Genomic DNA, 24,773 nt, shown 5'->3' on the forward strand with positions numbered 1-24,773 from the left:
GTTGGAGTTCGGTTTGCTTTTAAGATTCCCTCTCTGTCCCATCTCTGAAGCGTTTTTACAGAAACACCTAATAATTCAGCAAAATCTTTTGGTTTATAATTTGTGATATTTGATGTATTCATAATATACCTCCATAAGTACATTTAAACACATTTAATATCTTTTTACAATATATTTAGTTACTTATATCATCCTCCTGCACTCACCCAGCCTCCGAACAGTTCCGGTGCAAGGTCGATCTCACAGGCATCCAGTACATCTTTTAGCTGTGAAGGATTGCTGACACCGGTTACAGGCACAGTCTGGAATGGCTGATGGAAAAAGTATGCCAAAGACAGGGCCTGCAGGCTGTGGCCGGTTTCTTTCTGCAGCTTTAACAGCTTCTGATAGGTACGAAAGTTTGTCTCGTTCCAGTAGGATCTTTTCATACTTTCTGAAAGACCTGTGATCTGTGTTTCCTTCTCCCGCATCCAGGATGCATCCACCTCTGCATCTGTAAAGGAAAGCCCCATTTTCTGAAGTTTTGAAAAAAATCCCATTGCAGTGGAAGAAAACGGAACGGCAGCAGCGCCTGTCTCACAGTGCCACTGATATTCTTCCCTGGAAAACTCCACAAGTGTAGGATCCGGATTTGTATTTCCTCCGGGATTGATTCCTGCAAGACTCCACTGATTGGATACTGCTGTGATCCCTGAAAGATTTCGTTCTCTCAGACACTGAGCAATTTCTTTCAGCCTCTCTGTGCGGTAATTGGAAAATCCATAATAACGGATCCGGCCTTCTTTTTTCAATTCTTCCAGAATATCCACGATTTCCTCCGCCGGTTTCTCCGGATCATCTCTGTGAAGCCAGTAAAAATCCATCTCATCTTTTCCCAGTGTGCGGCAGCTCTCATCCAGGTCCATGCGGATATCTTCTTTGTTCACTCTGCTGCGGCCCGGATCCTCAAAGGAATAGTGCGCGCCCTTCGTTGCCACAATAACTTTTCCCTGCATGCCACTCTCTTTCAGCCATTTTCCTATGATCTGCTCACTGCAGTTTCCATGTCCTTTTAGCCATTTGCAATAGACATTTGCCGTATCAATAAAATTTCCGCCTGCCCATACAAAGGCATTCAGAATCTCAAAGCTTTTTTCCAGGTCTGATTTATCTCCAAATCCTGCTGTTCCGAGGCAGATAGGACTGATGTTCAGCTCTGTATTGTTCAGCTGTATATATTTCATCTACGTAACCTCCCGTATTCATATATATCTTTTTCTATTATAACTTTTTTCCGTAGATCCGAACAGTATATTTCCCAACTATCCATATACTATGGCACAAAAAAATCCTCCGGCACATGCATGCCGGAGGATTTGATATTCCGTTATCTTAACAATATGATTTATTTGTAAAGTGGTCCATAGTTCTTGCAAGCGCGGAAGTCTGCACCCTCTTTTTCCATACCGAATGCGTTCCAAGCTGCCGGACGATAGATATCCTTCTCAGGAACGTTGTGCATGGATACCGGGATTCTCAGCATAGAGCACATTGTGATCAGGTCTGCACCGATGTGTCCGTAGGAGATCGCACCGTGGTTAGCACCCCAGTTGTTCATTACATCGTAAGCTGTTTTGAACGGTCCCTCTTTGCCATCGCATCTTGGAGCGAACCATGTACATGGCCATGTGTAATCTGTACGTTTCCAGAGCTTGTCAGATACCTCTTCCGGAAGGGCTACTGTCCATCCCTCTGCGATCTGAAGAACCGGTCCAAGTCCTTTTACAAGGTTCAGACGGATCATAGTTGCAGGCATCTGAGCACGTGTCTCATAACGGCTGGAGTATCCGCCTCCACGGAAGTATCCGTTGTCGGCCATACACCACTCTGTATTGTCCATGATTGCTTTCTGGTCTGCCTCTGTAACATCCCACCACTGTTTCATAACTGGTGTTCCGTCAGCCTCTTTAGCCTGTCCGTTAGCATCCAGACAAGCAGCACCGGAGTTGATCAGATGAAGGAATCCGCCAGCTTCTTTGGCAACACCCTCAAGGTCATATCCTGTAGCTTTCTTAACTGCCTCCGGGCTCCAGTATGTACGAACATCAGCGAAGATCTGAGCACGTCCTGTAAGAAGTTTCATGAACAGCATTCCAAGTCCGTTGAGAACGTCGTTCTCTGTAGCAAGGATGTACGGCTCACGAGCGCCATTCCAGTCGAAGGATGTGTTCAGCATAGCCTCTGCGAAGTCACCGTTCGGATAGAAGTCTGTCCACTGTCTCTGGCCCTGGAATCCAGCTGCAAGAGCATTGTGTCCGATTGCTTCCTCGGAGAATTCCGGAGCAAGATTATCACAGCCGTTCATCAGCTCTTTGATGATAACTGCCATCTTAACAACAAACTCGAACTGCTCCTCTTTCTTCTCTGGTGAGAACTGAAGCTCTTCCGGGTTCTTGTCCCAGCCGATCTTGCAGGTCTCTTTTGCCCATTTGAGAGCTTTCTCAAACTCTTCATGATCGTAGATACCCTCTGTCATACGACGGATGATCTCTACCTCATCAACAGACTCAACTCTCATTCCGAGATAGGACTCGATGAAATCAGAATCGATGATAGATCCGCCGATACCCATTGTTACAGAACCGATCTGCAGGTAGGATTTACCTCTCATGGATGCAGCTGCAACTGCTGCACGGCCGAATCTTAACAGTTTCTCTTTAACGTCTTCTGGAATGGATGTGTCGTCAGCTTCCTGAACGTCATGTCCGTAGATACCGAATGCCGGAAGGCCCTTCTGTGCATGTGTAGCAAGAACGGATGCCAGATATACAGCACCAGGTCTCTCTGTTCCGTTGAATCCCCATACAGCCTTGATGGTCTGTGGATCCATATCCATGGTCTCAGCTCCGTAGCACCAGCATGGTGTAACTGTAAGAGTGATATCTACACCCTCTTTACGGAATTTATCCGCACATGCGGCGCTCTCACCAACACGTCCGATGGTGGTATCAGCAATAACAACTTTTACAGGCTCACCATTTGAATATTTCAGGTTCTCCTCGAAAAGCTTTGCTGCGGATTTGGCCATGTTCATAGTCTGATCTTCCAGAGATCCTCTTACATCGAGGGCTCCTCTACGTCCGTCGATGGTTGGTCTGATACCGATAACCGGATAGCTGCCTACTAATCTGCTCTTTGCCATAGTAACAATTACCTCCTAAATTTATATTCACTATTATAACTTACAGTTTTTTTACGTTCCAACAACTCCTGTCCGAACTATGCTTTTATTATACGATTGCATCTTTTAAATTACTTGTGTTATAATAGCAAAAAACAGTACAATATTCACTTTTTCATATGAGTTCCCAAAAAAACTATAAAAATTTAAGAAAGAAGGGTTGTATTTTGCACGATCTTGGAAGAAATGAGGACAGACTTCGAGGTACCTATGAATTTCCTTTTGAATTCCACCACATTGACAGCAGCCATCCACGCTATGTCATGTCCTACCACTGGCATGTAGAATGTGAAATCATGCGTGTATTACAGGGCACTCTCACCGTCACTTTAGACGAAAAAAGTTTTACAGCAAAAGCCGGAGATGTGATTTTTGTCAATAGTGGAGTTCTGCATTCCGGAATTCCTCAGGATTGTATCTATCAGTGCATTGTTTTTGATATGAACATGTTTCTGAAATTTAATTCCATCTGCACAGAATATATGCAGAAGATCAGCCACCAGGAGCTTCTGATCTATCACCATTTCACTGAAAAGCAACCTGATATCCAGAGAGCAGTGAACTCTCTTTTTGATTCTTTCTGGCAGAGAAAGCCAGGATATGAGCTGGTTGTGTTTGGACAATTTTACCACTTTTTCGGATTGGTTTTTGGTAATCATTACTACCTGGAAAGCCTGCGGAAAACCAGACGAGATTACAAGCGCATTGTCCAGCTGAAGCAGGTCGTGGAATTTATTGAAAAGAACTATGCCAGCCCCATTACCCTACAGGAGCTTTCCGCTTCGGTTTCCATGTCTCCCAAATATTTCTGCCGGTTCTTTTCCGAGATGACGCATCAGACACCAATGGATTACCTCAACCGCCAGCGGATCGAGCAGGCCTGCTGCCAGCTGGCTACCACCGATGATTCCATCACGGAGATCGCCTACCGGAATGGCTTTAATGATCTGAGCTATTTTATCCGTACCTTCAAAAAGTACAAGGGGATCACCCCCGGCAAATATAAAAGACGCTGAAATATTTTTCCACATCTTAATGGCACATATCAGTGTATTACATGACAAAAAGCAGGATCTCGCACATATTGCGGATATCCTGCTTTTTGAGGAATTGGGCTGTTTTATGTAAATACAGCTTTTTCGGCCTGGCGGAGAACAGTCATGCCGGAACGGATTCCCGTTTTGCAGACGGGCTATGTTCATGTCTTTATGAATACATGCTACTCTTCTGTATGAGAAAAAAAGCCGGCAGGGCAGATTTTCTGCATGAAAAAGCCGACGCAGATCGTGAAGGAGCCTGATCTCTGTTCACGCAGTGACCAGCACCAGATTATGTCTTAATTGAAAGCGGATACGATCATCCACCTCACTGCTTGCTTCTGACCAACGGATATCTCACACAGTCGGTCCATCTACTCGAAGGGATTCCACTGCTGCATAGAACTCTGCTTGCGAAATGCCTGTACGCTGCACCGGAACATGCAGCAGAAATATGATACAGTTAAAAACGATCCGGCCGCATTATAGCCGCCGGATGTTTCCTGCTTGTCTTATTCTAACAAATGCCTCTTTAAAATGCAAGAAATTTCAGAACATTTCGCTCTTCATTTTCCGACGGCAAAAGTCTATTTCCTACAGATTTTTCACCGCGTCTATAAACCTTTTTCCGTATTTTTCGTACTTGTGCCTGCCGACTCCTGTCACATTCAGCATTTCCTCCTCGTTTCCGGGCTTCAGAATGCACATATGGATAAGGGTTTTGTCGGAAAATACCATATAAGGGGGGATTTTTTCCTCTCTGGCGATCTCCAGGCGAAGAGCACGGAGCTTCTGAAAAAGAGGCTCATCCTGTTCTCCCAGCTCCCCGACTGCAGATTTCGGAAGTCTGCTCCGTTTCTCTTTTTTCTTCGTCTCCAGCTCTTTTGACATTTTCATTGTGAGGATATGCGCCTCCTCCAGAAGTGACCTGGAAGCGGCGGTCAGCTTCACAATCGTATATCCGTCATCCGTCAGATGAAGATATTCCTTCAGTACCAGATAATTAAAGATCTGCCGCAGCCGGTGTGCCGGAATCTTTGCACAGACTCCATATTCCGGATTTCCATCCATCTCATACTGCCGGATCTTCGCCGTAGATGCACCGCGCAAAGTATCCAGGATCACGTTCACCCCGTATCTCTGACCACTGCTTTCCACGCACCGGATCATTGCCCTGGCCTCCTGGCTCACATCCTGCTCTTCAAACTCGGTCTGGCAGTTCAGGCAGTTTCCGCAGTAGCTTTTTCCGTATTCCCCAAAATATTTCAGGATGTACTCACGCAGACAATCATGGGTAAAGCAGTAAAAGGTCATCTGCTTCAGCCTCTCCTGATCACGCTCCCGGACAAGGCGCCAGGCTGCCGCTTCCATTTCCTGGTTATCCTGTCCTCTCTCGATAAGATACTGATTGGTAACCACATCCTTCCCGCTGTAAAGCAGGATACATTCCGCAGGATCGCCGTCACGGCCCGCACGGCCTGCTTCCTGATAATAGCCTTCCATGTTCTTCGGCATATTATAATGAATGACATAACGCACATCGGATTTGTCGATTCCCATTCCAAATGCATTGGTGGCTACCATCACACGACAGCGGTCATAAATAAAATCATCCTGATTGTTCCGGCGTTCCTCATCGGAAAGTCCTGCATGATATCTGGTGGCCGTGATGCCGTCACGGATCAGCTTTCCGCAGACCTCCTCCACCAGCTTTCTGGTGAGACAGTAGATGATCCCACTGTCGTCCGGATGCTCCAGTATGTAATCGTGTACTTCCTTATATTTATCTTTCGGTGTTTTCACTGCAAAATAAAGGTTTTCCCGGTCAAATCCTGTGGTTGTGCAAAAGGGATCCTGAAGCCCCAGAAGTCTTGCAATATCCTCCCTGACCTCCTTCGTGGCTGTAGCTGTAAATGCACCGATCACCGGTCTTTTTGGAAGCTGTGCCACAAACTCTGCGATCTTCAGATAGCTTGGCCGAAAATCCTGTCCCCACTGTGATACACAGTGTGACTCATCCACTGCGATCATGGAAATATCCGCGCTCAGCGCAAAATCCAGAAACGCCTCTGTGGTAAGCCTCTCCGGTGCTACATAAATGATCGGATATCGCCCTGCCTTTGCATAGCGCAAGGCTGTGAAATACTGCCCCTGCGTCAGAGAGCTGTTGAGGTATGCTGCTGAGATACCGACCTGGTTCAGGCTTCTCACCTGATCCTTCATAAGGGAGATCAACGGTGATATTACCAGTGTGATCCCCTTCATCATCAGTGCCGGTACCTGATAGCAGATGGATTTTCCTGCGCCGGTTGGCATCACTGCCAGAACATCTTTTCCTGCAAGAAGCGCGTCGATCACCGCTTCCTGCCCTTCTCTGAATGTATCATACCCGAAATGGGTATTTAAAAGTTCCTGTTTCGTCATAAATCGACATGATCCTTTCTGTTACGTTCCCACCGGAACTGTAACGCTTCTCTTTTTCATTGTCGAATCGCTGCTGTTTTCCGAATATTTTATTTTAACATATTTACAGATAAATTGCCAATTGATACAAAAAAATCACAAAGCACTTCCTCCCTGGTTTCCTGTTATAATGATATAAGAGAAAGAGTCTGTTTATACTGTTCCGCAGCAGAGGACCATGAATTCATGGAGTACCCGAGCCTCTGTTCAGTAACAGCCGGTATGCTCATAAAAAAAGGAGGTTTGTTATGTGTAAAAGAAAAATAAAAACCATCGAAGCAATTTTTTTCCTGTTTCTTTTTTCCGTTATTGTGCTCCTGCTTCCCCAGGATGCCCACGCCAGAATCCGGGTCGTGACCAAAGGAACCACTTCCACTATCCGTGATACCGACGGTGTGATCGAAGATGAGTCTTCAGACATTAATTTCCCGATCAACATCAAAAATGCAAACTGCCAAAAACGGATCTATGCCGTGACAGTTCGTGTAAGCTTTTATTCACCCAAGGGAGTCATCCCAAAGAGCACCACATTTTCCATCGATGGGATCAATGTGGTTAAGCTGAGCACTTCAAATTATACACCACTGGCATACAAGGAAACCTTTTTCACCTACGATGACAACATAGAGGATGGCTACCTGGAGTTCGATTTCGGCAATAAAAAATGTCCGGTACCGGTAGACTGTGACTATGAGGTTACCATCAAACAGGCAGTGCCTGAAATTTTTATCACCAACAACAATTATCTGAACCAGAGCATCCGAACCGGAAAAACCGCTTCCATCGGAATTGAGATTTCTGATCCCTACGTAAAAACCATCAGCAAATCAAAATTCAAGGTTACTTCTTCCAACAGCTCTGTTCTCAAGGTACAAAGCATCACTCAGGATTCCAAAAAACACAGCCGTTTCACAGTTACCCTGAAGGGCATGAAAGCCGGATCCGCAAAGATCACTTTATCCTACCCAAAGGCCACAGCCTGTAAGCTGACCGGAAAAGTATCCTCTCCTTCAAAAACCGTAGCAACCTTCCGTGCTTCCAAAACTACACTCAAGGTTGGCTCCAAGGTCAGCATGCGTTCCCTTATCAATCTGAAGGGCGGTACCAGTCTGACCATCAAAAATGCAAAATCCAGCAAGCCTTCCGTACTTGCCATTTCCGGAAACTATCTTGTCCCAAAGAAAAAAGGGTCAGCCACGGTTACCGCAAACTTAAACGGTGTCAATCGTAAGATCACTATTACTGTATCTGCACCGGCCGCCAAACCTACCGTCAAAAATCTGAAGATCCGTGTTGCCGGTATCAAGTATGGCCCCAATGACATGAAGACCTATTATACCTTAAAGTTCACCAATACTTCTGCGAAAACCATCACCACCGCAAAAGTAAAGATCACCACCGGTTCCGGTATCTATGACCAGATGTACTGGACCAAAAATCTGACACTGAACCTGAAGCCCGGAAAAACCATGAAAAAAACCTATTTCATCCAGAACATGGTCCAGGTGCCGGAAAAAAGTGATATTTCCGTTAAATGTCTGAAGATTAGCTGGAAGTAAATAATTCAAAAGGGACGTGCCGCAGTATTGATTTAAAAATCATCACTGCAACACGTCCCTTTTATTTATTCTCTCTGAGCTGTCTATACGTTTTGTTTTTATCCTACAGTACCTCATTCAGTACCTGCAGTCCATACTCTGCAAGGCTGTTATCCTCTTCGCCGGTACCACCGCTGATACCGAGACCGCCGATGATGGTGTCTCCAACCTTCAGGGGTACACCGCCTCCGAATATCACAATATTGTCACTCATTTTTCCAAGACCATAAAATGTCTGGCCCGGCTGTGTCAGTCTGGAAAGCTCCATGGTGGACATCTTCACTGCCACAGATGTATATGCCTTTTTTACGGCCATATCAAAGCTTACAAGAAAAGATCCATCCATCACATGAACCGCAACCGGATTTCCATCCGGGCTGCATACCGCAATTACAGAAGGCTTGTTTCTTCTCAAAGCTTCCTGCTCGATCTTCTCAATAAGCCTCTTGGCAGAATCCAATGTGATACGACCCTGGATACCCATACGCTTCAGCACTTCCTGGATCATCGCCGTGTTTGCTGCTATACTGTCATTCTGTGCCATCGCCGTATTTCCTCCCACTGCTGTCGTCACAGTCCCATTCTGCACATCAAAAGCCTGTACATCCCTTTTCTGCACCATCTGCGAATCCTGTGCTCTTACATCCACCGCCGATGTACCCGCTGCAACATCCGCACTACTTCCAACAGTTCCTACAGCCTCTACCCCAACATTAGCTTCAATCCCAGCAGTTTCTGCTTTCACAGATTTCTGAACACTTCCAGAAATATCTGTCTTCTTCTCTTCGATCTTCGCAACATCCACATACCTTGCCAGCACATAAAAATAATCTGACAGACGGTTCATATATTTCTTGGCTCCGGTATCCGATCCAAACTTCACACTGACCAGCGCAAGCTCTCTCTCAGCCCTCCGCGCCACAGCTCTTGTCACATCGATCTCAGCCGCAACTCGGGAATCCCCCGGAAGAATCGGAAGCCTCTCTCCGGAAAAAATCTCTTTCATCCGGCCAATCTCCTCCTCCAGAAGCTCCGTCCGGTCTTCACTGACCTTAAACTCCCGATTATAAGGATCAGAAACCCCATCTATGATCTTCTTCAAAGTCTCCGAGATCTTCTCCAGCATCCGGACAACATCCACATCATCAACCAGAACCCGCACAAGCCCAATATGACTCATCAGCTCCTCAACTGACCCCATCAGACAAATCCGATCATCCGACTTTGAAACATTCTTCGTATGGGAAAGATCCGTCATCCCCTTATCACCATACCCGGTATAAACCTCCATCCCAGCTCAACCTCCCAGCAACTCCTGATAAATAATCCCACCCATATCAGACCAATTTTACAATCCTCGAAATGCTACGCATACCACAATCATCCCGGCAAACCAGGCGCGGCGTCCACAAACGCGCCCACGTATTCCACGCAAACGTAACACACACCACAACCATCCCAGCAAACCAAGCGCGGCGTTCACAAACGCGCCCACGTATTCCACGCAAACGTAACACACACCACAACCATCCCAGCAAACTAGGCGCGGCGTTCACAAACGCGCCAGCCTCCGCCAAAACGTCACACATTCAAGGCGCCCACGGCGCCCCATCGGCACAACGTTCAACCCGGAACAACCGCAGCATACAGGCACAAGTCAATACCCTTCCGCCCGTCACAGTCAAGCACTCTAAAAAAAGCCCGAGGGGTGTGCAGAGGGGCCGCGGCTTTGCGGCCCCTTTGCGGTTTTACTGTCTTTTTAAAAAGACCAAAGTTTAGTATAAATCTTAATAATATCCTCTTTCTTCGGTACACGCGGATTTGCCGCTGTGCAGGCATCCGCAAGTGCCATATCCGCCATCTTATCAACCGCCGCAAAATAAGCATCCGGTGTGATCGTCTTCATCTCTTCGATGGTAAGCGGGATATTCATCTCTTTCTGCATAAACTGAATCCAGTTTACAAGAGATCTTACGCTCATAACTTCGTTATAATTGCTCAGTCCAAGAAGATGTGCAATATTGGAATATCTCTTTACTGCCGGAAGATATTCTTTCTGGCTTCTGCTGCGTTTGTTGATATTTGCATTATATTCAACAATATGCGGCAACAGCATCGCATTAGCTCTTCCGTGAGGAATATGGAAAATAGCACCCAGCTGATGAGCCATACTGTGAGTAATTCCAAGACCTGCTGCATTGAAGGAAAGTCCTGCCAGACAGGACGCTACATGCATCTTCTGTCTTGCATGCATATCATTACCGTCAACATATGCACGATAAAGATATACGCCACAGATCTCGATTGCTTTCTCTGCAAGTGCAGATGTAAACTCATTATGGTTGATGCTGACATAAGACTCAATTGCATGAGTCAGAACATCCATACCTGTATCTGCTGTAATCGCAGGCGGAACACTACGTACAAGCTCCGCATCCAGAATTGCCTCATCAGCGGTCAGGCTTTCTGAGATCAGCGGATACTTCACATGTGCTTCTGTATCATTTACAACTGCAAAAGAAGTAACCTCGGAACCGGTACCACTTGTTGTAGGAATGGCAACCAGTCCGACTTTTCCGTAATTATTGATCTTCAGGGCAAACTCACGGATTGCCTTGGAGGAGTCGATGGCAGAACCACCACCTACTGCAACAATAGCTTCCGGCTGATACTGAAGGAATTTCTTAACTCCTTCGGCAATTTTTCCAACCGGTGCATCCGGAACAACATCACAGAAAATATCAAATTCTTTTCCACCTGCCTGAAGCGGTTTTGTGATCATATCGATCATTCCGCTTTTTACAACAAACGGGTCTGTGATAACAAGGACTCTTTTGTATGGAATTTCTTTCAGTCTTCCCAGGGCATCAGCTCCAAAATGGATGGCTGTTTTCATTTCAAATGTATTCATAGAAACTGCTCCCTCTCGTCATACCGAAACACAGGTCTCTTTTGTCTGCCTGTGGCCGGATAAAGTAAAGCGGATCTCCGCATTCCGCATACACTGCATGCTCATGAACACAATCGTTTTCCGATATATGTCCAACCTATTTCGGGTAGATGCATTCGATCTTATGCGCGCTGAAATGCTTCAACCACTTTTCAGACGGCTTTTTGTCTGTGATGACCGTCTCGATATCCCGCAGCTGTCCTGCCACGGAAAAAGCAGTCTGATCAAATTTCGTGCTGTCTACCACCAGAATACGCATTTTTCCGGAATTGATCATGGCTTTTTTTGTTGTTCCAAAGGCTTCTTTGGATTCCATGATTCCCAGATCCTCATTTAATGCTTTACAGGAAAAAATAACCTTGTCCACATAATAAGAGCGGATCACTTCCTCGGTTCTGGCACCCAGGAATGCAAGATACCCTTCCTTCATCACTCCACCGGTGGAAATAATATTCCAGCCGGATACATCAGAGAGTTCCAAAAGGATCTCCATAGAATTGGTAACAACGGTAAGACGTTCCTTTTCTTTCAGAGCCTTGGCCACAAAAACTGCCGTTGTGCTGGCATCCAGAAAAATGTGATCTCCGTCATTCACCATGGAAGCAGCAATCTCCGCCATTTTCTGCTTTCCCTGTACATTCTGGTTTTTACGAATATTAAATGGTAAATCAATACCGACATCTTCGTTGATCACCGCACCGCCATAACTCTTTGTGGCAAGTCCCTCTTTTTCCAGCTTGTCCAGATCACGGCGGATGGTTTCTTCTGAGACACTGTAAAGCTGGCTTAGTTCACTTACAACAACCCTTTTCTCTTCCTGTAATTTCTCGAGAATCAGATTTCTTCTCTCTAATGCTAGCATAAGATGCCTCCTTTTCAGATGTCATTGCAGGGATACCCTTCAAAAGGATATCCCTCAGATATAAAGACAATATTAAAGGATCGTATCGATCATTCTCTTGTCCGGATGAGCGATCACTGAAGAATCCATGTACATTCCTTTTTCAGCTACCAGCTCTTTTGCTCTTTCGATAGAAGCCTCTACTGCAGAAACCTCGCCGGTAAGGAGCATGTAAGATTTACCGCACATACCCTTGGCGATACGAAGCTCGATCAGATCAACGATAGCTGTCTTAGCTGCCTGATCTGCTGCCTCGATGATAGATGCTGCATCATAGGTCTCAAGAATTCCCAGGGCACTGATCTCCTCGACCTGTGTGGTTCCGTAGATTGCCGGGAAAATGGACTCATGTGGATTGCCCAGTACAAAACTGTCAATACATTTGTCCTCGTATGTTGTTACAGCTGTGTCTACAGCAGCTTTTACTGCGCTTAAATCTCCGGTGATAATTGCAATATATTTTCCCGGACATACTGTCTGCGCCTCCACGATCTCTACTTCAGATGTCTTAACCATGGCATCTGCTGCAGTGATACCAGCTGGTGTGGTTTTAAACTCAATCATTCCGATTGCTCTACTCATTTTGTGCACGTCCTTTCTAATTTCTTGCAATTACAACATGGCGGTCTGTCACTTCTGTAACCTTACCGCTGATGGTTGCATGGATTCCGACACTTAATCCTTGTGCAGGCTGTGCGATCATCTGGCCTTCTGTTACCATATCGCCTACATTTACGATTGCCTGTGCCGGTGCACCGATATGCTGGCTTAAGAGAACCTTTACCTTCGATACGTTTACAAGTTCTTCCTGAAGCGGTGCATCCTTGTCATATCTGGTAAGTCCCAGACGTGCCATCAGACGCTCCTCAGGAACCTTGCGGTATTCTCTGGACTCCTGAACCGGCTTCGGCTGAACACCCTGAGGTGGTCTGATTCCGGCCTTACGAAGTCCGCCCTTCATATCTGCAAGCAGTGTTCTCGGAGCCAGGCTCTGCGGACACGCATACATCTCGCAGACGCCACAGGAGCTGCAGAATGCAGAATTGATATAAGGATTCACATTTCTGAAATCCTGATTGGATGCTGCCATCATGAACATTGCCGGATCGATCGGGTGTCCCAGATTGTGTCTCGGGCAAAGATCTGTACATGTATGGCAGTGGCAGCAGATGGATGCTGCTCTCTTCAGATCTATAGAAGAAGTCCGCTGCTTCTTCATGACAATAACATGGTCCTTTGGAAGAACCAGGATTGCGTTCGTTGTTTTTGTAACCGGATCAGAACCGTTTCCGATACGTCCCATCATCGGGCCGCCTACGAAATATACAGGATCTTTCACAGTTGTTCCGCCTGCCTGGGCAACAACCTCTTCCAGTGTGCATCCCAGTGGAACTTTCACTGTAACAGGATTCTCAACTTCTGCAACAACGGAAACATATTTGCTTGTAACCGGTTTGTGTTCTTCTACCGCGCGGTATACATTGTAGAGTGTCTCTACATTGAATACGGCTACTCCCTGCTCGATTGGCAGTCCTCCTGGCCGTACCACACGTCCGGTTGCCTCATAAATAAGAACAACCTCATCACCCATCGGATAAACCTCATCCAGAAGATGGATCTTAACCCTCGGGAATTCTTCAATATGCTGATTTAAAGCATTGATCGTCTGTACATAAGACTTTTTGATTCCGATAATGGCCTGGGAAGCTCCTACCGTCTCCGCAACCATATCGAATGTTTTCATGATCTCATATGCGTGCTTTTCCAACAACTGTCTGTGAAGTTTCAGTAATGGTTCGCACTCTGCACAGTTCATAAGAATGGTATCCGCTTTGTCTGTCAGTTTCATGTATGTAGGGAAACCTGCACCACCTGCTCCGACAACACCATTCTCCTGCATAATTTTCTGTAATTCTTTGATATCCATGGCGTTACTCCAATCCTGCACCGTCATCTACGATTCCGACGATTGCGGCATCTACCGGTGCTGTTTCTACGCCGCAGCCTATTCTTGCTGCGCTTCCTTGTGCCACCAATACATACTCGCCGATTCCCGCACCGATGATATCGATGGCAACAATCTGGCTGTGCTCGGCTTTCATATGATGCACCGGCTCTACAATCATGAATTTATTTCCTATCAGTTTTTCACTTTTTCGTGTGGAAACAATGCTTCCAACTACTTTGCCTACGATCATATGAGCCTCCGTTTTTCTCCATATCCTCTGTTAGGGATGCCAGAAAGTGGCATCCCCAAAGGAGGAATATTATTTGATTATGGTAACTGTATTGCCTGTGGCAATTCTTGCTGCATTTGCTTCATCTGTATCAATATGCATTTCCAGTGTAAAGCTGTCATCTACACGGATCTTAACCTGATTAAAGATTGTTCCGCGCTCATTGTCCGCTTTAACAGAAACAATATCACCATCATGTACACCCGCAGCCTGGGCATCCTTCGGAGCCATATGAATGTGACGCATGGCCACAATACATCCCTCTTTCAGATAAATAGCACCTTTCGGTCCGACAATGGCGATCGGCGCGCTTCCGGCAAGGTCACCGGACATACGTACCGGAACCTTCATTCCCAGCTTGATCGCATCTGTTGCGGAAACCTCAACCTGAGATTTGCTGCGGACAGGTCCGAGGATTCTTACATTCTCGATCGCACGGAGCTTCAGTCCTACGATGGTAACTGTTTCATTGGATGCAAACTGTCCGCCCATCAGATCCTTTTTCTTTGTGAGCTGATAGCCTTCTCCAAACAGCGCCTCCACATGCTCCTGTGTCAGGTGAATATGTCTTGCGGAAACTCCGATAGGAACAACGAAACCATTGCCCTTGTCTTCGTTTTTGTTGATCGCATCGATCACCATTTTTGTGATCATTTCAATATTATTCGTTTCCAAGAGTACACCTGCTTTCTTTCGGTTTCATGACTGAACTTAACTCAAAACACACCGGCCGGAAGCCTTAATGGCCCTCAGGCCGGTGCGTCTTGGAACTGATCAGTTAGATTATTTAAGAACCGGAAGGATTTTCTCTACGTCTGTATGAGGTCTCGGAATTACGTGTGTAGCTACAAGCTCTCCGAGTCTGGATGCTGCTGCGCTTCCGCTCTCTACTGCAGATTTAACTGCTCCTACATCTCCACGAACCATAACTGTTACAAGACCGGAACCGATCTTCTCTGTTCCTACCAGAGCAACGTTAGCTGCTTTACACATCTGGTCAGCTGCCTCGATAGCTGCTGTAAGTCCTCTTGTCTCAACCATTCCTAATGCTTCCTGTGTCATGATCATATCCTCCTTGTGGATTATAAATGCTTTATTTGTTCTGTTTACTTCTGACTATTTTGGTGCAGCAGCTTATTTTTTGCTGCTGTTTTTGCTTTCCAGTGCTTCTTCCGGATTTTCTTGCTGTCTCTTTTTCCACCGGCTTGCACTCAGCTCAACCAGTTTGACGATTTCCTCGTGAGGATTGGCAATTACCGCATAGCTGGCAGGTTTTTTGATTGCCAGCTCCACTGCTGCATTGACAGCTGCTGTAACTGCTGATACATCGCCTTGTACGATCAGGGTCACCAGTCGTCCGCCCAGCTTACGCTCCCATGACGCCAGCTCAACGTCTGCCGTTTTGCACATGATGTCCAGGGCATTGATCGCCGCTACAACACCAGTGATTTCTATAAATCCATATGATTTTCCCATGAGCGAACTCCTTAATTAATTTCCGTTCCTCTCAAAGCCTGAAATCAGAGCTTTGGAAGGATTTTCTCTACGTCTGTATGAGGTCTCGGGATTACGTGTGTAGCTACGAGCTCTCCAAGTCTGGATGCTGCTGCGCTTCCGCTCTCTACTGCTGCTTTTACAGCGCCTACGTCTCCACGAACCATAACAGTTACAAGACCGGAACCGATCTTCTCTGTTCCTACAAGTGCAACCTCTGCTGCTTTTGTCATTGCATCTGCTGCCTCGATTGCAGCTGTGAGGCCTCTTGTCTCAACCATTCCTAATGCTTCCTGTGCCATGATTCTATCCTCCTGAATCTTATCTTCGTTACATTTTATCATATATGATTCCGCCACTTTTGTAAAGTGAACTTCGGAATCCTCTTAATCTTTATCCAAGGCGCTGATTTTCAGCATTTTCTGTGTACCTGGTTCCGGGTTGGGGATTATGTAATGCTGTACCACGCCTGTCATGCTCTCTGCAACTTTCATGCCGGCTTCTACCGCTGCCGTGACATCTGACACGCTTCCGCGGTACTTGATGCAGACAAGAAGCGGTACTGGCAGGCTGTCCGCATTCGCCGGTTTATTCTTATCGAATACCTCCAGGTGGACATTTGCAGCCTTGCACCCGGCGTCAGCTGCCACAAAGGCTGTTGCAAGTCCGAAGACCTCAAGAATTCCTACAGCTTCTGCCATGTTGCTTCTCCTTTCCCGTTAAGGTTATTTATTAACAATCGCGATCTTAAGACCTGTCATTGCCAGGTTTGTCTCAAGTGCCTCGTTGATCTCCTCAAGCGGGAACTTGTGTGTGATCAGCTCAGACATTGGAAGTCCGATTGCTTTTGCTCTCTTAAGGAAATCAAATGTTGTTGCATAGTCTCTGAGGTTGTATACCCAGGAACCAACAAGGTTGATCTCTTTGGAGCAGAGGTCGAAGTGCGGGTTGATGGTAGCGTCTCCACCGTTGATGAAGAAACCAAGCTCGCAAAGACCGCCGCCGTTGCGGATAAATTTGTAGATGTTGGAGTGTGCATGAGGATTTCCAGTACACTGGAAAGCGAAATCTGCAAGATGTCCGCCCTGAGCCTCTTTAACAGCCTCAGTAAGTGCCTCAATGCCCTTGAAGTTCATGAAGTTAACGGTTGTGTTTGCTCCCATTCTCTTGGCAAACTCAAGACGTTTCTCATTTCCGTCTACTGCACAGATATTATGAACGCCCATTGTATGGAGAACTGCGATGCAGATAAGACCGATCGGTCCGCAACCCTGAACAACAACTCTGCTGTTGAATTTCAGGATTCCTGTTGTTTTTGCTCTCTCTACAGCATGTACAAGTACTGCACATGGCTCGATGAGGATACGGGAATCAAGATCCAGGTCACTTACATTAAAGAATGTGGAACCGAATTTTCCGCCTCTGATGAAGATGTAATCAGCGAACCATCCGTTGAATTTTACATCGTCATCTGGAAGAAGTCCGTATACATCAGCGCCGCCTACGTTCTTCTTGTTAAGGTCGAACATTGTGATTTCCGGATCATCTTTGAAGATCATACAGGTAACGATCTTGTCGCCGACTTTAACCGGTTTACCAGCTGTATCAACTTTAACGTTTTTACCCATTTTTACGATCTCACCGGTTCCCTCATGTCCGAGAACTACCGGGATAAGACCGAACGGGTCATTTTTGTACTCATGAGCATCTGTTCCACAGACACCGCATCCCTCAACTTTAACAAGGATGTCGTCGTCGCCAACTTCCGGAAGATCATACTCCTGAAGCTCAAAATGTTTCTTCTCTGTCATCATTGCTACTCTTGCTTTTTTCGGAATTGTGTTTCCTGCCGGAGCAGCCGGAGCGCTTGGTGCAGCAGCTGCTGCCGGAGCGTTTCCTGTCATGCCGGAGAGAACCTGTTTAACGATTTCTTCGATATTTACATTGTTCATATCCATGATTTATGTTCCTCCTGATCAACGAATGCAAAGGCTGTCTGTCATTACGCAGCGTCTTCTCTTTGTGAATGTGCTTGCGCTTGTAAGTCCCTCACCTGTACGGCTTGCGATGGTAAATGTACAGAAACCTTCTCCTCCGAATCCAAGTGCGGAATAGGACGGGCCGTTCTTTACAAGGATCGCGGTATCGATTGCTTTCGCATATTTTGTAATGTTATCGATATTCTTGGAATGAATATGTGCGGAATGACGGTTGCCATGCTCAAGCCATACAGCCTGCTCTACAGCATCGTCGAAATCCTTTGCTCTTACGATTCCGAGGATTGGCATCATAAGCTCTGTTGTAATAAGCGGATGTTCCTTCGGTCCCTCGAAGATGATGCAGCGGGTATTGGCCGGTGCCTGAACTCCGATCATGGAAAGAAGGGTCTTCGCATCACGTCCTACACATTTACGGTTCAGCTTGCCGCCTGCAAGTACAGTCTCAACAAGTTTGTCCTGCTCTTCCTTGGATGCAAGGTAGCAGTCATTCTCTGTAAGCATGTAGTGCATTAACTCATCAACTACGGAAGATACTGCAACAACTTCCTTCTCTGCGATACATGGAAGGTTATTATCGAATGTACACCCGTTTACGATATCCCTTGCTGCCTTACGGATATCAGCAGTATCATCAACCAGTGCCGGCGGGTTACCTGCTCCTGCACCGATTCCTCTCTTACCGGAGGAAAGAACTGCTGTTACAACACCAGGGCCGCCTGTTGCTGCGATCAGATGGATATCTTTATGTTTCATCATAATATTGCTGGTCTCAAGAGTTGGTTTCTCAACTGTGACAGCGATATTATCCGGGCCGCCTGATTCCAGGGAAGCCTCATTTAAAAGATTGATTGCGTAAATAGAAGTTTTAACTGCTGCCGGATGCGGGTTGAATACGACTGTATTTCCACCTGCCAGCATGCCCATTGTGTTACAGAGAACTGTTTCACTCGGGTTTGTACATGGTGTGATCGCACCGATCACGCCAAACGGTCCCATCTCGATCAGAGTCAGTCCTCTGTCTCCGGACCATGCAGTTGTTGTAATGTCTTCGGTACCAGGAGTCTTATCTGCTACCAGGTGATGTTTGAGGATCTTATCTCCTACATTACCCATACCAGTTTCCTCAACACCCATACGTGCCAGTACTTCCGCATTCTCTTTGATCTTCTTGCGGATGCAGGTGATGATCTTCTCTCTCTGGTCCATAGACATTGTCTTAACTACCTGCTGAGCCTTTTTGGCTGCCTCGATAGCATCATTCATATCCTTGAAAACGCCATGTTTTCCGGCCGGAGCATCTGCAATCTGCATCTTTGCCATAACTTCCTGTACAATTTCCTGTACCATATTCTCACTTATTGGCATGAGATTGTCCTCCTTAATATTCCGTCAAAAAATTATTTCAGGCCAAGCTGAGCCATAACCTGTTTTGTGATCTGAGCAACAAGCTCTGCGTCATTCTTTGCTGTATCTGCTGCAGGAGCTGCATCTTTATCACAATCACAGTCTTTTCCAACGAAATCATACTGATATCCTGGGAACTGTTTGTAGTCCTCGCTGTGGCATGCACCGCCGCAGTTGTGGCAGTTCTTGCCGTCTTTGTTCAGGCAGAGGCTTGCCGGATGTTTTCCAGGCATACCGAATTTACGACGGATCGCATAGAGCTTCTCGATGTTCTCTTTGTCGAATTCCTTCGGTCCGCCAAGGAGCTTGGTCTGATACAGAAGCTGTGCATAGAACTCTACAGACTCCATCTTCATATATGCAGCGTTAAGGTCTGTGCTCCATGTAAGTGCTCCGTGGTTCTCAAGAAGTACTGCATCGAAGTATGGAAGGTATTTCTCAAGGTTGTCCGGAATCTCCATTGTGGAAGGTGTGCCGTACTCAGCGATCGGAACACATCCAAGAGCGATAACTGCCTCAGGCATAATTGGCTGTGTAAGCGGGATACCTGCGATCGCGAAAGATGTAGCATAGATTGGATGAGCATGTACAACAGATCCTACGTCCGGTCTCTTCTCATATACTCTCATATGCATCTTGATCTCAGATGATGGTTTGAATCCCGGGTTAGCCTGGATCACATTACCCTTGCCATCTACTTTACAGATGAACTCTGGTGTCATGAATCCTTTGGATACACCAGTTGGTGTGCAAAGATATTCATTCTCAGCTATCTTAACAGAAAAGTTTCCGTCGTTAGCTGCAACCATGTTACGGTTGTAGATTCTCTTACCGATGTCACAAAGCTGTTTTTTGATTTCAAACTCGTTTACCATGCTTAATTTCCTCCTTGAGCATTGGATTGCACTATTTTGTTTCTGAGAACATTTTACCCCATACCACAAAATAAGTCAAGGACAATCCGTTGTTTTATGTTGGTTTCTTGTTGTATTTTGTGTTGTTTTTATTGTTTTTTATATTTTCTGTTTGTAAAGGATCTTTTTTCTGTAATCCTGTATCTCTCAGCCGCCGATCTGGCAGTCCAGGCTGCATACCGCATGCACTGCATTCTTTAACATCTGCATATGTTCTGCTGTAGGCGGAAGGATTCCTTCCATTAAATAGGGTCTGCCAAGTCCTTCATATTTATCCTGCCCCAGTCTGTGGTACGGAAGAAGATGGATCTTGTTTACGCCCGGAAGGGATGCTGCAAATCTTGCGATCGCCTGGATCTCTTCCACAGAATCATTAAATGTGGGGATCACCGGAACGCGGATCACCAGTCTGGTTTTTCCGTAGAGCGCAACCCTTCTTGCATTCTCCAGCATCAGTCCGTTGGCCCGTCCTGTAAATTCTTTATGTTTTTCCTGATCCATATGCTTGATATCCATCAGATATACATCCAGATAGGGAAGTACCTGTTCAATCTTTTCCCATGGGGCACAGGCCATACTTTCTACCGCTGTGTTGATTCCTCTCTCCTTTGCCGCGCGAAGAAGATCTCTGGAAAAGTCCGCCTGACACATACATTCCCCTCCAGAAAGGGTGATCCCGCCTCCGGAACGATAATAATAGGCACGGTCTTTTTCCACCTCTTCGATCATCTCACGAACTGTCACGTCGCGGCCGATCACTTTATCTTCTCCCAGAACCTTCATGTTCTGAATCCGGTATTCCTGTGATTCCGGATTACAGCACCAGCGGCAGCGAAGAACGCAGCCCTTCAGGAACACGATGGTACGGATACCCGGTCCATCGTGTACTGAATATTTCTGAATATCAAAGATCCTGCCCTTTGTATCCAAATAGTCCATTCGTTACTCCTTTAGAAGCCCTGCTCAGTACGTCTGATGATATCGTCCTGCAGAGATCTGGAAAGTGTAGTGAACAATGCGCTGTAGCCTGCAACACGTACAACCAGATGTTTGTACTTCTCCGGATGCTTCTGTGCATCCAGAAGTGTTTCTCTGTCAACAACGTTAAACTGCATATGCATACCCTTCTGATCAAAGTATCCGCGGATCAGTGCTACGAATTTCTCCAGTCCTTCTCTTCCTGCAAGTGCTGACGGATGGAATTTCTGATTGAACAGCGTTCCGTTGGATACGATAAAATGATCCAGGCGGGATACAGAAGTTGCCGCAGCTGTCGGTCCCTTCACATCCTTGCCGGCTGACGGGGAAACACCATCTGCTACCGGAGTATGTGCGTAACGGCCATCCGGTGTTGCACCGGTCTGTCCGCCAAGAGGAACGTTTGCAGATACAGGATAAAGTCCTGCCTGATAATGTCCGCCTCTCGGGTTCATATATTTCTGAAGCGGCTTGGTGTAAGTATAAGCCACATCTCTTGCAAAATAATCCACATCCGGGATATCGTTTCCAAACTTCGGAACCTCCTCGATCATCTTGTGGATCTCTTCGAATCTTGCTTTCTTCTCCGGAGATGGCTCTGTTCCGAGAGCTGCTGTCATAACAGCTGTTGCGGTCTGCTCATTTACGCGGATGCCATTCTCCTGAAGCTTCTGCATAACAATGGTGGTGATATCTGCTGCAGACTGTGCATCGATACCCTTGCCGTAGTTCCATGCCAGAGCCTCCTTCAGCTCTTCCATGGTCATCTTCTTTTCTTCATATACAAGTTTGCGGATCGCATACAGAGAATCTGCCATGTTTGCAATACCAAATCCCTGAGGACCTGTAAAGTTATAAACAGCTCCGCCTTCCTGAACGGATTTGCCTCGTTTCAGGCAGTCATCCACCATACAGGAAAGGAATGGAAGCGGACATCTCTCCGCATGTGCCACATCAATGGCATTATCAGCATTTACAAGCAGGGAAATGAAATATTCCATCTGTTTCTTATATGCATCATAGAACTCATCGAAGCTCTTCATCTCTGTAACATCGCCGGTCTGGACACTGATCTGTACCCCTTTGTCCATACCATTAGAGAAAACCATCTCCAGCGGACGGCACATGTTAAAGAATGCAGCGTCATGCCAGCCCTCTGTCTTACCTGCCTTCTGCGGTTCTACACAGCCGATGATGTTATATTCTCTGGCATCTGCAAGAGAAAGGCCGCGGTTCTGCAGTGCAGGAATGATAACCTCATCATTGTAATAAGCCGGAAGTCCGATTCCTGTTCTTGTAAGCTCTGCAGCCTTGATCAGGAATTCATGTGGTGATCCGTTCCATACTCTTACAGAAAGAGACGGTGCCGGAAGGTGCACATGCATAGACGCCTGGATGCACATAAAGGAGAGATCATTGGTCACATCCTCGCCATCCTTGTTCTGACCACCTGCGATCAGGTTCTGGAAAAGGCTGTAGCCTGCAAAGCCTTCTGCAGATGCAGCATCACGGCATTTATTCAGGTCGTTTAATTTTACCCATATGCAGTCCATCAGTTCCTGGGCAAATTCTCTGGTAAGATTGCCTGCTTCCATATCACTCTTGTAATACGGATACATATACTGGTCAAAACGTCCCGGAGAAATAGAATGTCCGCTGCTTTCCATCTGGATCAGCTGCTGTACAAACCAGAAGGACTGGCACGCCTCATAGAAGTTACGGGCGCCCTTCGCCGGTACGCGTGTACAATTGGATGCGATCTGAAGGAGTTCCTGTTTTCTGGTCGGATCCTGACACTGATATGCCATCTGCTCTGCGAGCTCGGCATAGCGATGTGCATAGTCGATAACTGCCTGACAGCTCATGATAACTGCTTCCAGGAAACGGGATTTCTTTGCGTAATCACCATCTCCTACATTACACTCATCCAGTTCCTTCTGAGCTTTGGCAATGATCCCTTCATAGCCGATCGCCAGAACTTCTTCATATTTAACGGTTACGTGTCCTACACCATTGTAGAAATAGTTTCCGGGTGTAAAAATATTGTGGTCAATGGCAAGAATCGCTTCCGGTGCCATATAGGAGGTTGCAAGCTCACTGGTAGTCTTGCCTTTCCAGTATTTATGTACCTCACGGAGCTCCGCCTTGGTTTCCTCCGCAATATAAAATGGATCGGCTGTTCTGGTAGCCACTGTATCCAGCTCATCTTCCAGCCACTGGAAAGAATACTCCGGAAACGTCTGACATCCTCTCGGCGCCAAAGTGCTGCTTCCGACGATCAGCTCCTCATCACGGATGATGATCGGAATGTTGTGCAGGATGTGGGCAAATGCCTTGGCTCTGCGGGTGATGATCGGCTCGTCTTCTGTTGCTTTGTAAGACTCTGTGATCAGTTTTGCTCTGGCAGATTCGATCACCGGCATCTTTGCATAAAGATTATCTACAAGATGTGTGATCCTGTCTGTTTTCGGAACATCTGCTATATGAAATTTCTCCATGATTCTCCTTTCTCATAACCGGTTGTTTCTGGTGATCTGTCTGCCTCTACGCTTCCAGAACCGCTCCTGTCCGGCTATGTGCTCATGTAGTTTTATTATACCTTACCCCTACTGCGATGTCAACGAAATCCAACATGTGTTTCTAGCTGTTTTTGTGGGTTTTATCGGTTGTGCCCTGTTGATTTTATTTGTTTTTTGTATTTTTATGTTTTTCTCTATTGACTTTGTTTTTCTGCTCTGCCATACTTGAATTTATATAGGAATTCCTTTGTTTTTCAGAAAAATTTATGCAAAGCGGACATTCGTATTCCGCTCTGTCACATGTTCTCAAACAGTAAAAGAGGTGTATTTTTATGTATCTTTCTGATATGCATACCCACTCCATCGCCAGTGGTCACGGCACGGAATGTACCATCACAAACATGGCACGCGCAGCTGCCGAGAAAGGTCTCCGGCTTCTCGGGATCACTGATCACGGTCCCGGCACTCTGGCAGCCGGAACTTCCTCCTATTTCCGCAGCCTTACCTATTCTCCCAAAAAACATTTCGGTGTAGAATTACTCTACGGAATTGAACTGAATATCCTTGACCGCAACGGAACGGTAGATTTAGATCAGGAATTATTATGTAAACTTGATTACGCCATTGCCAGCATGCATGCCTGGAATTACCGCTGCGGTACCAGAGCCGAAAACACAGAAGCTTTTATCAATGTAATGAAAAACCCCTGTGTAAAGATCCTCGGACATAGTGATAACACTCATTACCCGGTTAATTATGATGCGCTTGCAAGGGCTGCCAGAGAAACCGGCACGATCTTTGAGATCAACGAAGCTTCTCTTGCACCTTATGGCTATCGTGGCGACACAAGAGAAAACTGTTTCGAGATCCTTCGATGCTGCCGCAAATATGATCTGCCGCTGCTTCTTTCCAGTGACAGCCATGGCCCGGAGCATATCGGAGATTTTACCTGTGCTGCTGAGTTTGTTCATCAGGCCATGTTTCCGGAACAGCTGATCCTCAACAACCAGATTCCCAGACTCAGGGTTTTTCTCCAAACCAGAGAATGATCTTCTGTA

General features: G+C 46.3%; 23 protein-coding genes. 3 read left to right on the forward strand and 20 right to left on the reverse strand.

Annotated elements, in window-relative coordinates; translation table 11 throughout:
• From EAI83_RS02570 to EAI83_RS02580, 3 genes are all read right to left on the reverse strand, one after another.
• Positions 1–107 (reverse strand): MerR family DNA-binding transcriptional regulator (locus EAI83_RS02570; protein ID WP_129974604.1); only part of this gene is annotated, 107 nt, incomplete at its 3' end.
• 81 nt (positions 108–188) lie between these two features.
• A complete protein-coding gene (locus EAI83_RS02575; RefSeq protein ID WP_129974565.1) occupies positions 189–1,223 on the reverse strand; it encodes an aldo/keto reductase in 1,035 nt (344 codons plus the stop codon).
• Between the two features lie 161 nt (positions 1,224–1,384).
• On the reverse strand, positions 1,385–3,181 hold the full coding sequence (locus EAI83_RS02580) for an L-fucose isomerase (RefSeq protein ID WP_015525941.1): 1,797 nt from the start codon (positions 3,179–3,181) through the stop codon (positions 1,385–1,387).
• Positions 3,182–3,387: 206 nt separating this feature from the next.
• Here EAI83_RS02580 and EAI83_RS02585 point away from each other — a divergent pair, with 206 nt between their 5' ends.
• Complete coding sequence (locus EAI83_RS02585) at positions 3,388–4,236, forward strand: AraC family transcriptional regulator (protein WP_118368604.1); 849 nt, start codon at positions 3,388–3,390, stop codon at positions 4,234–4,236.
• Positions 4,237–4,851: 615 nt separating this feature from the next.
• Here the strand turns inward: EAI83_RS02585 and recQ are convergent.
• Positions 4,852–6,681 (reverse strand): DNA helicase RecQ, encoded by a 1,830-nt coding sequence (recQ, locus tag EAI83_RS02590; RefSeq protein ID WP_129974566.1) that lies wholly within the window; start codon positions 6,679–6,681, stop codon positions 4,852–4,854.
• A gap of 287 nt (positions 6,682–6,968) precedes the next feature.
• Here recQ and EAI83_RS02595 point away from each other — a divergent pair, with 287 nt between their 5' ends.
• Positions 6,969–8,279, forward strand: a complete 1,311-nt coding sequence (locus EAI83_RS02595) for a hypothetical protein (RefSeq protein ID WP_129974567.1) — start codon at positions 6,969–6,971, stop codon at positions 8,277–8,279.
• A gap of 103 nt (positions 8,280–8,382) precedes the next feature.
• On the opposite strand, the gene EAI83_RS02600 is transcribed toward EAI83_RS02595, so the two are convergent.
• The 16 genes from EAI83_RS02600 to EAI83_RS02675 all read right to left on the reverse strand — a co-directional run bounded on the left by EAI83_RS02600 (position 8,383) and on the right by EAI83_RS02675 (position 23,694).
• A complete protein-coding gene (locus tag EAI83_RS02600; RefSeq protein ID WP_114002788.1) occupies positions 8,383–9,609 on the reverse strand; it encodes a cob(I)yrinic acid a,c-diamide adenosyltransferase in 1,227 nt (408 codons plus the stop codon).
• Between the two features lie 468 nt (positions 9,610–10,077).
• Positions 10,078–11,229 (reverse strand): 1-propanol dehydrogenase PduQ, encoded by a 1,152-nt coding sequence (locus EAI83_RS02605; RefSeq protein WP_129974568.1) that lies wholly within the window; start codon positions 11,227–11,229, stop codon positions 10,078–10,080.
• A gap of 136 nt (positions 11,230–11,365) precedes the next feature.
• Positions 11,366–12,130 (reverse strand): DeoR/GlpR family DNA-binding transcription regulator, encoded by a 765-nt coding sequence (locus EAI83_RS02610; protein WP_129974569.1) that lies wholly within the window; start codon positions 12,128–12,130, stop codon positions 11,366–11,368.
• Between the two features lie 72 nt (positions 12,131–12,202).
• Positions 12,203–12,751, reverse strand: coding sequence for a BMC domain-containing protein (locus tag EAI83_RS02615; protein ID WP_015525948.1), 549 nt, complete (start codon positions 12,749–12,751; stop codon positions 12,203–12,205).
• A gap of 16 nt (positions 12,752–12,767) precedes the next feature.
• The gene (locus tag EAI83_RS02620) at positions 12,768–14,096 is read right to left on the reverse strand and encodes a 4Fe-4S dicluster domain-containing protein (protein ID WP_021977480.1); all 1,329 of its coding nucleotides are present in this window, start codon (positions 14,094–14,096) and stop codon (positions 12,768–12,770) included.
• Positions 14,097–14,100: 4 nt separating this feature from the next.
• Positions 14,101–14,367, reverse strand: coding sequence for a EutN/CcmL family microcompartment protein (locus EAI83_RS02625; protein ID WP_015525950.1), 267 nt, complete (start codon positions 14,365–14,367; stop codon positions 14,101–14,103).
• 69 nt (positions 14,368–14,436) lie between these two features.
• On the reverse strand, positions 14,437–15,048 hold the full coding sequence (locus EAI83_RS02630; protein WP_370816971.1) for a phosphate propanoyltransferase: 612 nt from the start codon (positions 15,046–15,048) through the stop codon (positions 14,437–14,439).
• Between the two features lie 141 nt (positions 15,049–15,189).
• Complete coding sequence (locus EAI83_RS02635; protein ID WP_005427721.1) at positions 15,190–15,468, reverse strand: BMC domain-containing protein; 279 nt, start codon at positions 15,466–15,468, stop codon at positions 15,190–15,192.
• Positions 15,469–15,540: 72 nt separating this feature from the next.
• Positions 15,541–15,882: a BMC domain-containing protein gene (locus tag EAI83_RS02640; RefSeq protein ID WP_129974570.1), complete on the reverse strand. Its 342-nt coding sequence runs from the start codon at positions 15,880–15,882 to the stop codon at positions 15,541–15,543.
• Positions 15,883–15,926: 44 nt separating this feature from the next.
• Complete coding sequence (gene pduA, locus EAI83_RS02645; RefSeq protein WP_015525952.1) at positions 15,927–16,202, reverse strand: propanediol utilization microcompartment protein PduA; 276 nt, start codon at positions 16,200–16,202, stop codon at positions 15,927–15,929.
• 84 nt (positions 16,203–16,286) lie between these two features.
• Positions 16,287–16,601 (reverse strand): BMC domain-containing protein, encoded by a 315-nt coding sequence (locus EAI83_RS02650; protein WP_015525953.1) that lies wholly within the window; start codon positions 16,599–16,601, stop codon positions 16,287–16,289.
• Positions 16,602–16,625: 24 nt separating this feature from the next.
• Entirely contained in the window at positions 16,626–17,858 is a 1,233-nt protein-coding gene (locus EAI83_RS02655) for a zinc-binding dehydrogenase (RefSeq protein WP_059086814.1), read from the reverse strand.
• 18 nt (positions 17,859–17,876) lie between these two features.
• Positions 17,877–19,265 (reverse strand): aldehyde dehydrogenase family protein, encoded by a 1,389-nt coding sequence (locus tag EAI83_RS02660; RefSeq protein WP_118070747.1) that lies wholly within the window; start codon positions 19,263–19,265, stop codon positions 17,877–17,879.
• Between the two features lie 32 nt (positions 19,266–19,297).
• On the reverse strand, positions 19,298–20,179 hold the full coding sequence (locus EAI83_RS02665; RefSeq protein ID WP_015525956.1) for a class II aldolase/adducin family protein: 882 nt from the start codon (positions 20,177–20,179) through the stop codon (positions 19,298–19,300).
• A gap of 186 nt (positions 20,180–20,365) precedes the next feature.
• Positions 20,366–21,157, reverse strand: a complete 792-nt coding sequence (locus EAI83_RS02670) for a glycyl-radical enzyme activating protein (protein WP_021651548.1) — start codon at positions 21,155–21,157, stop codon at positions 20,366–20,368.
• Positions 21,158–21,168: 11 nt separating this feature from the next.
• Positions 21,169–23,694, reverse strand: a complete 2,526-nt coding sequence (locus tag EAI83_RS02675; RefSeq protein ID WP_092070145.1) for a glycyl radical protein — start codon at positions 23,692–23,694, stop codon at positions 21,169–21,171.
• Positions 23,695–24,047: 353 nt separating this feature from the next.
• Between EAI83_RS02675 and EAI83_RS02680 the strand changes: the two genes are divergently transcribed.
• Positions 24,048–24,764 (forward strand): phosphatase, encoded by a 717-nt coding sequence (locus EAI83_RS02680; RefSeq protein ID WP_118368609.1) that lies wholly within the window; start codon positions 24,048–24,050, stop codon positions 24,762–24,764.
• Positions 24,765–24,773: the final 9 nt, after the last annotated feature.

The sequence above is a fragment of the Blautia sp. aa_0143 genome, assembly GCF_004167315.1.
GTDB classification, from domain to species: Bacteria; Bacillota; Clostridia; order Lachnospirales; family Lachnospiraceae; genus Blautia_A; species Blautia_A fusiformis.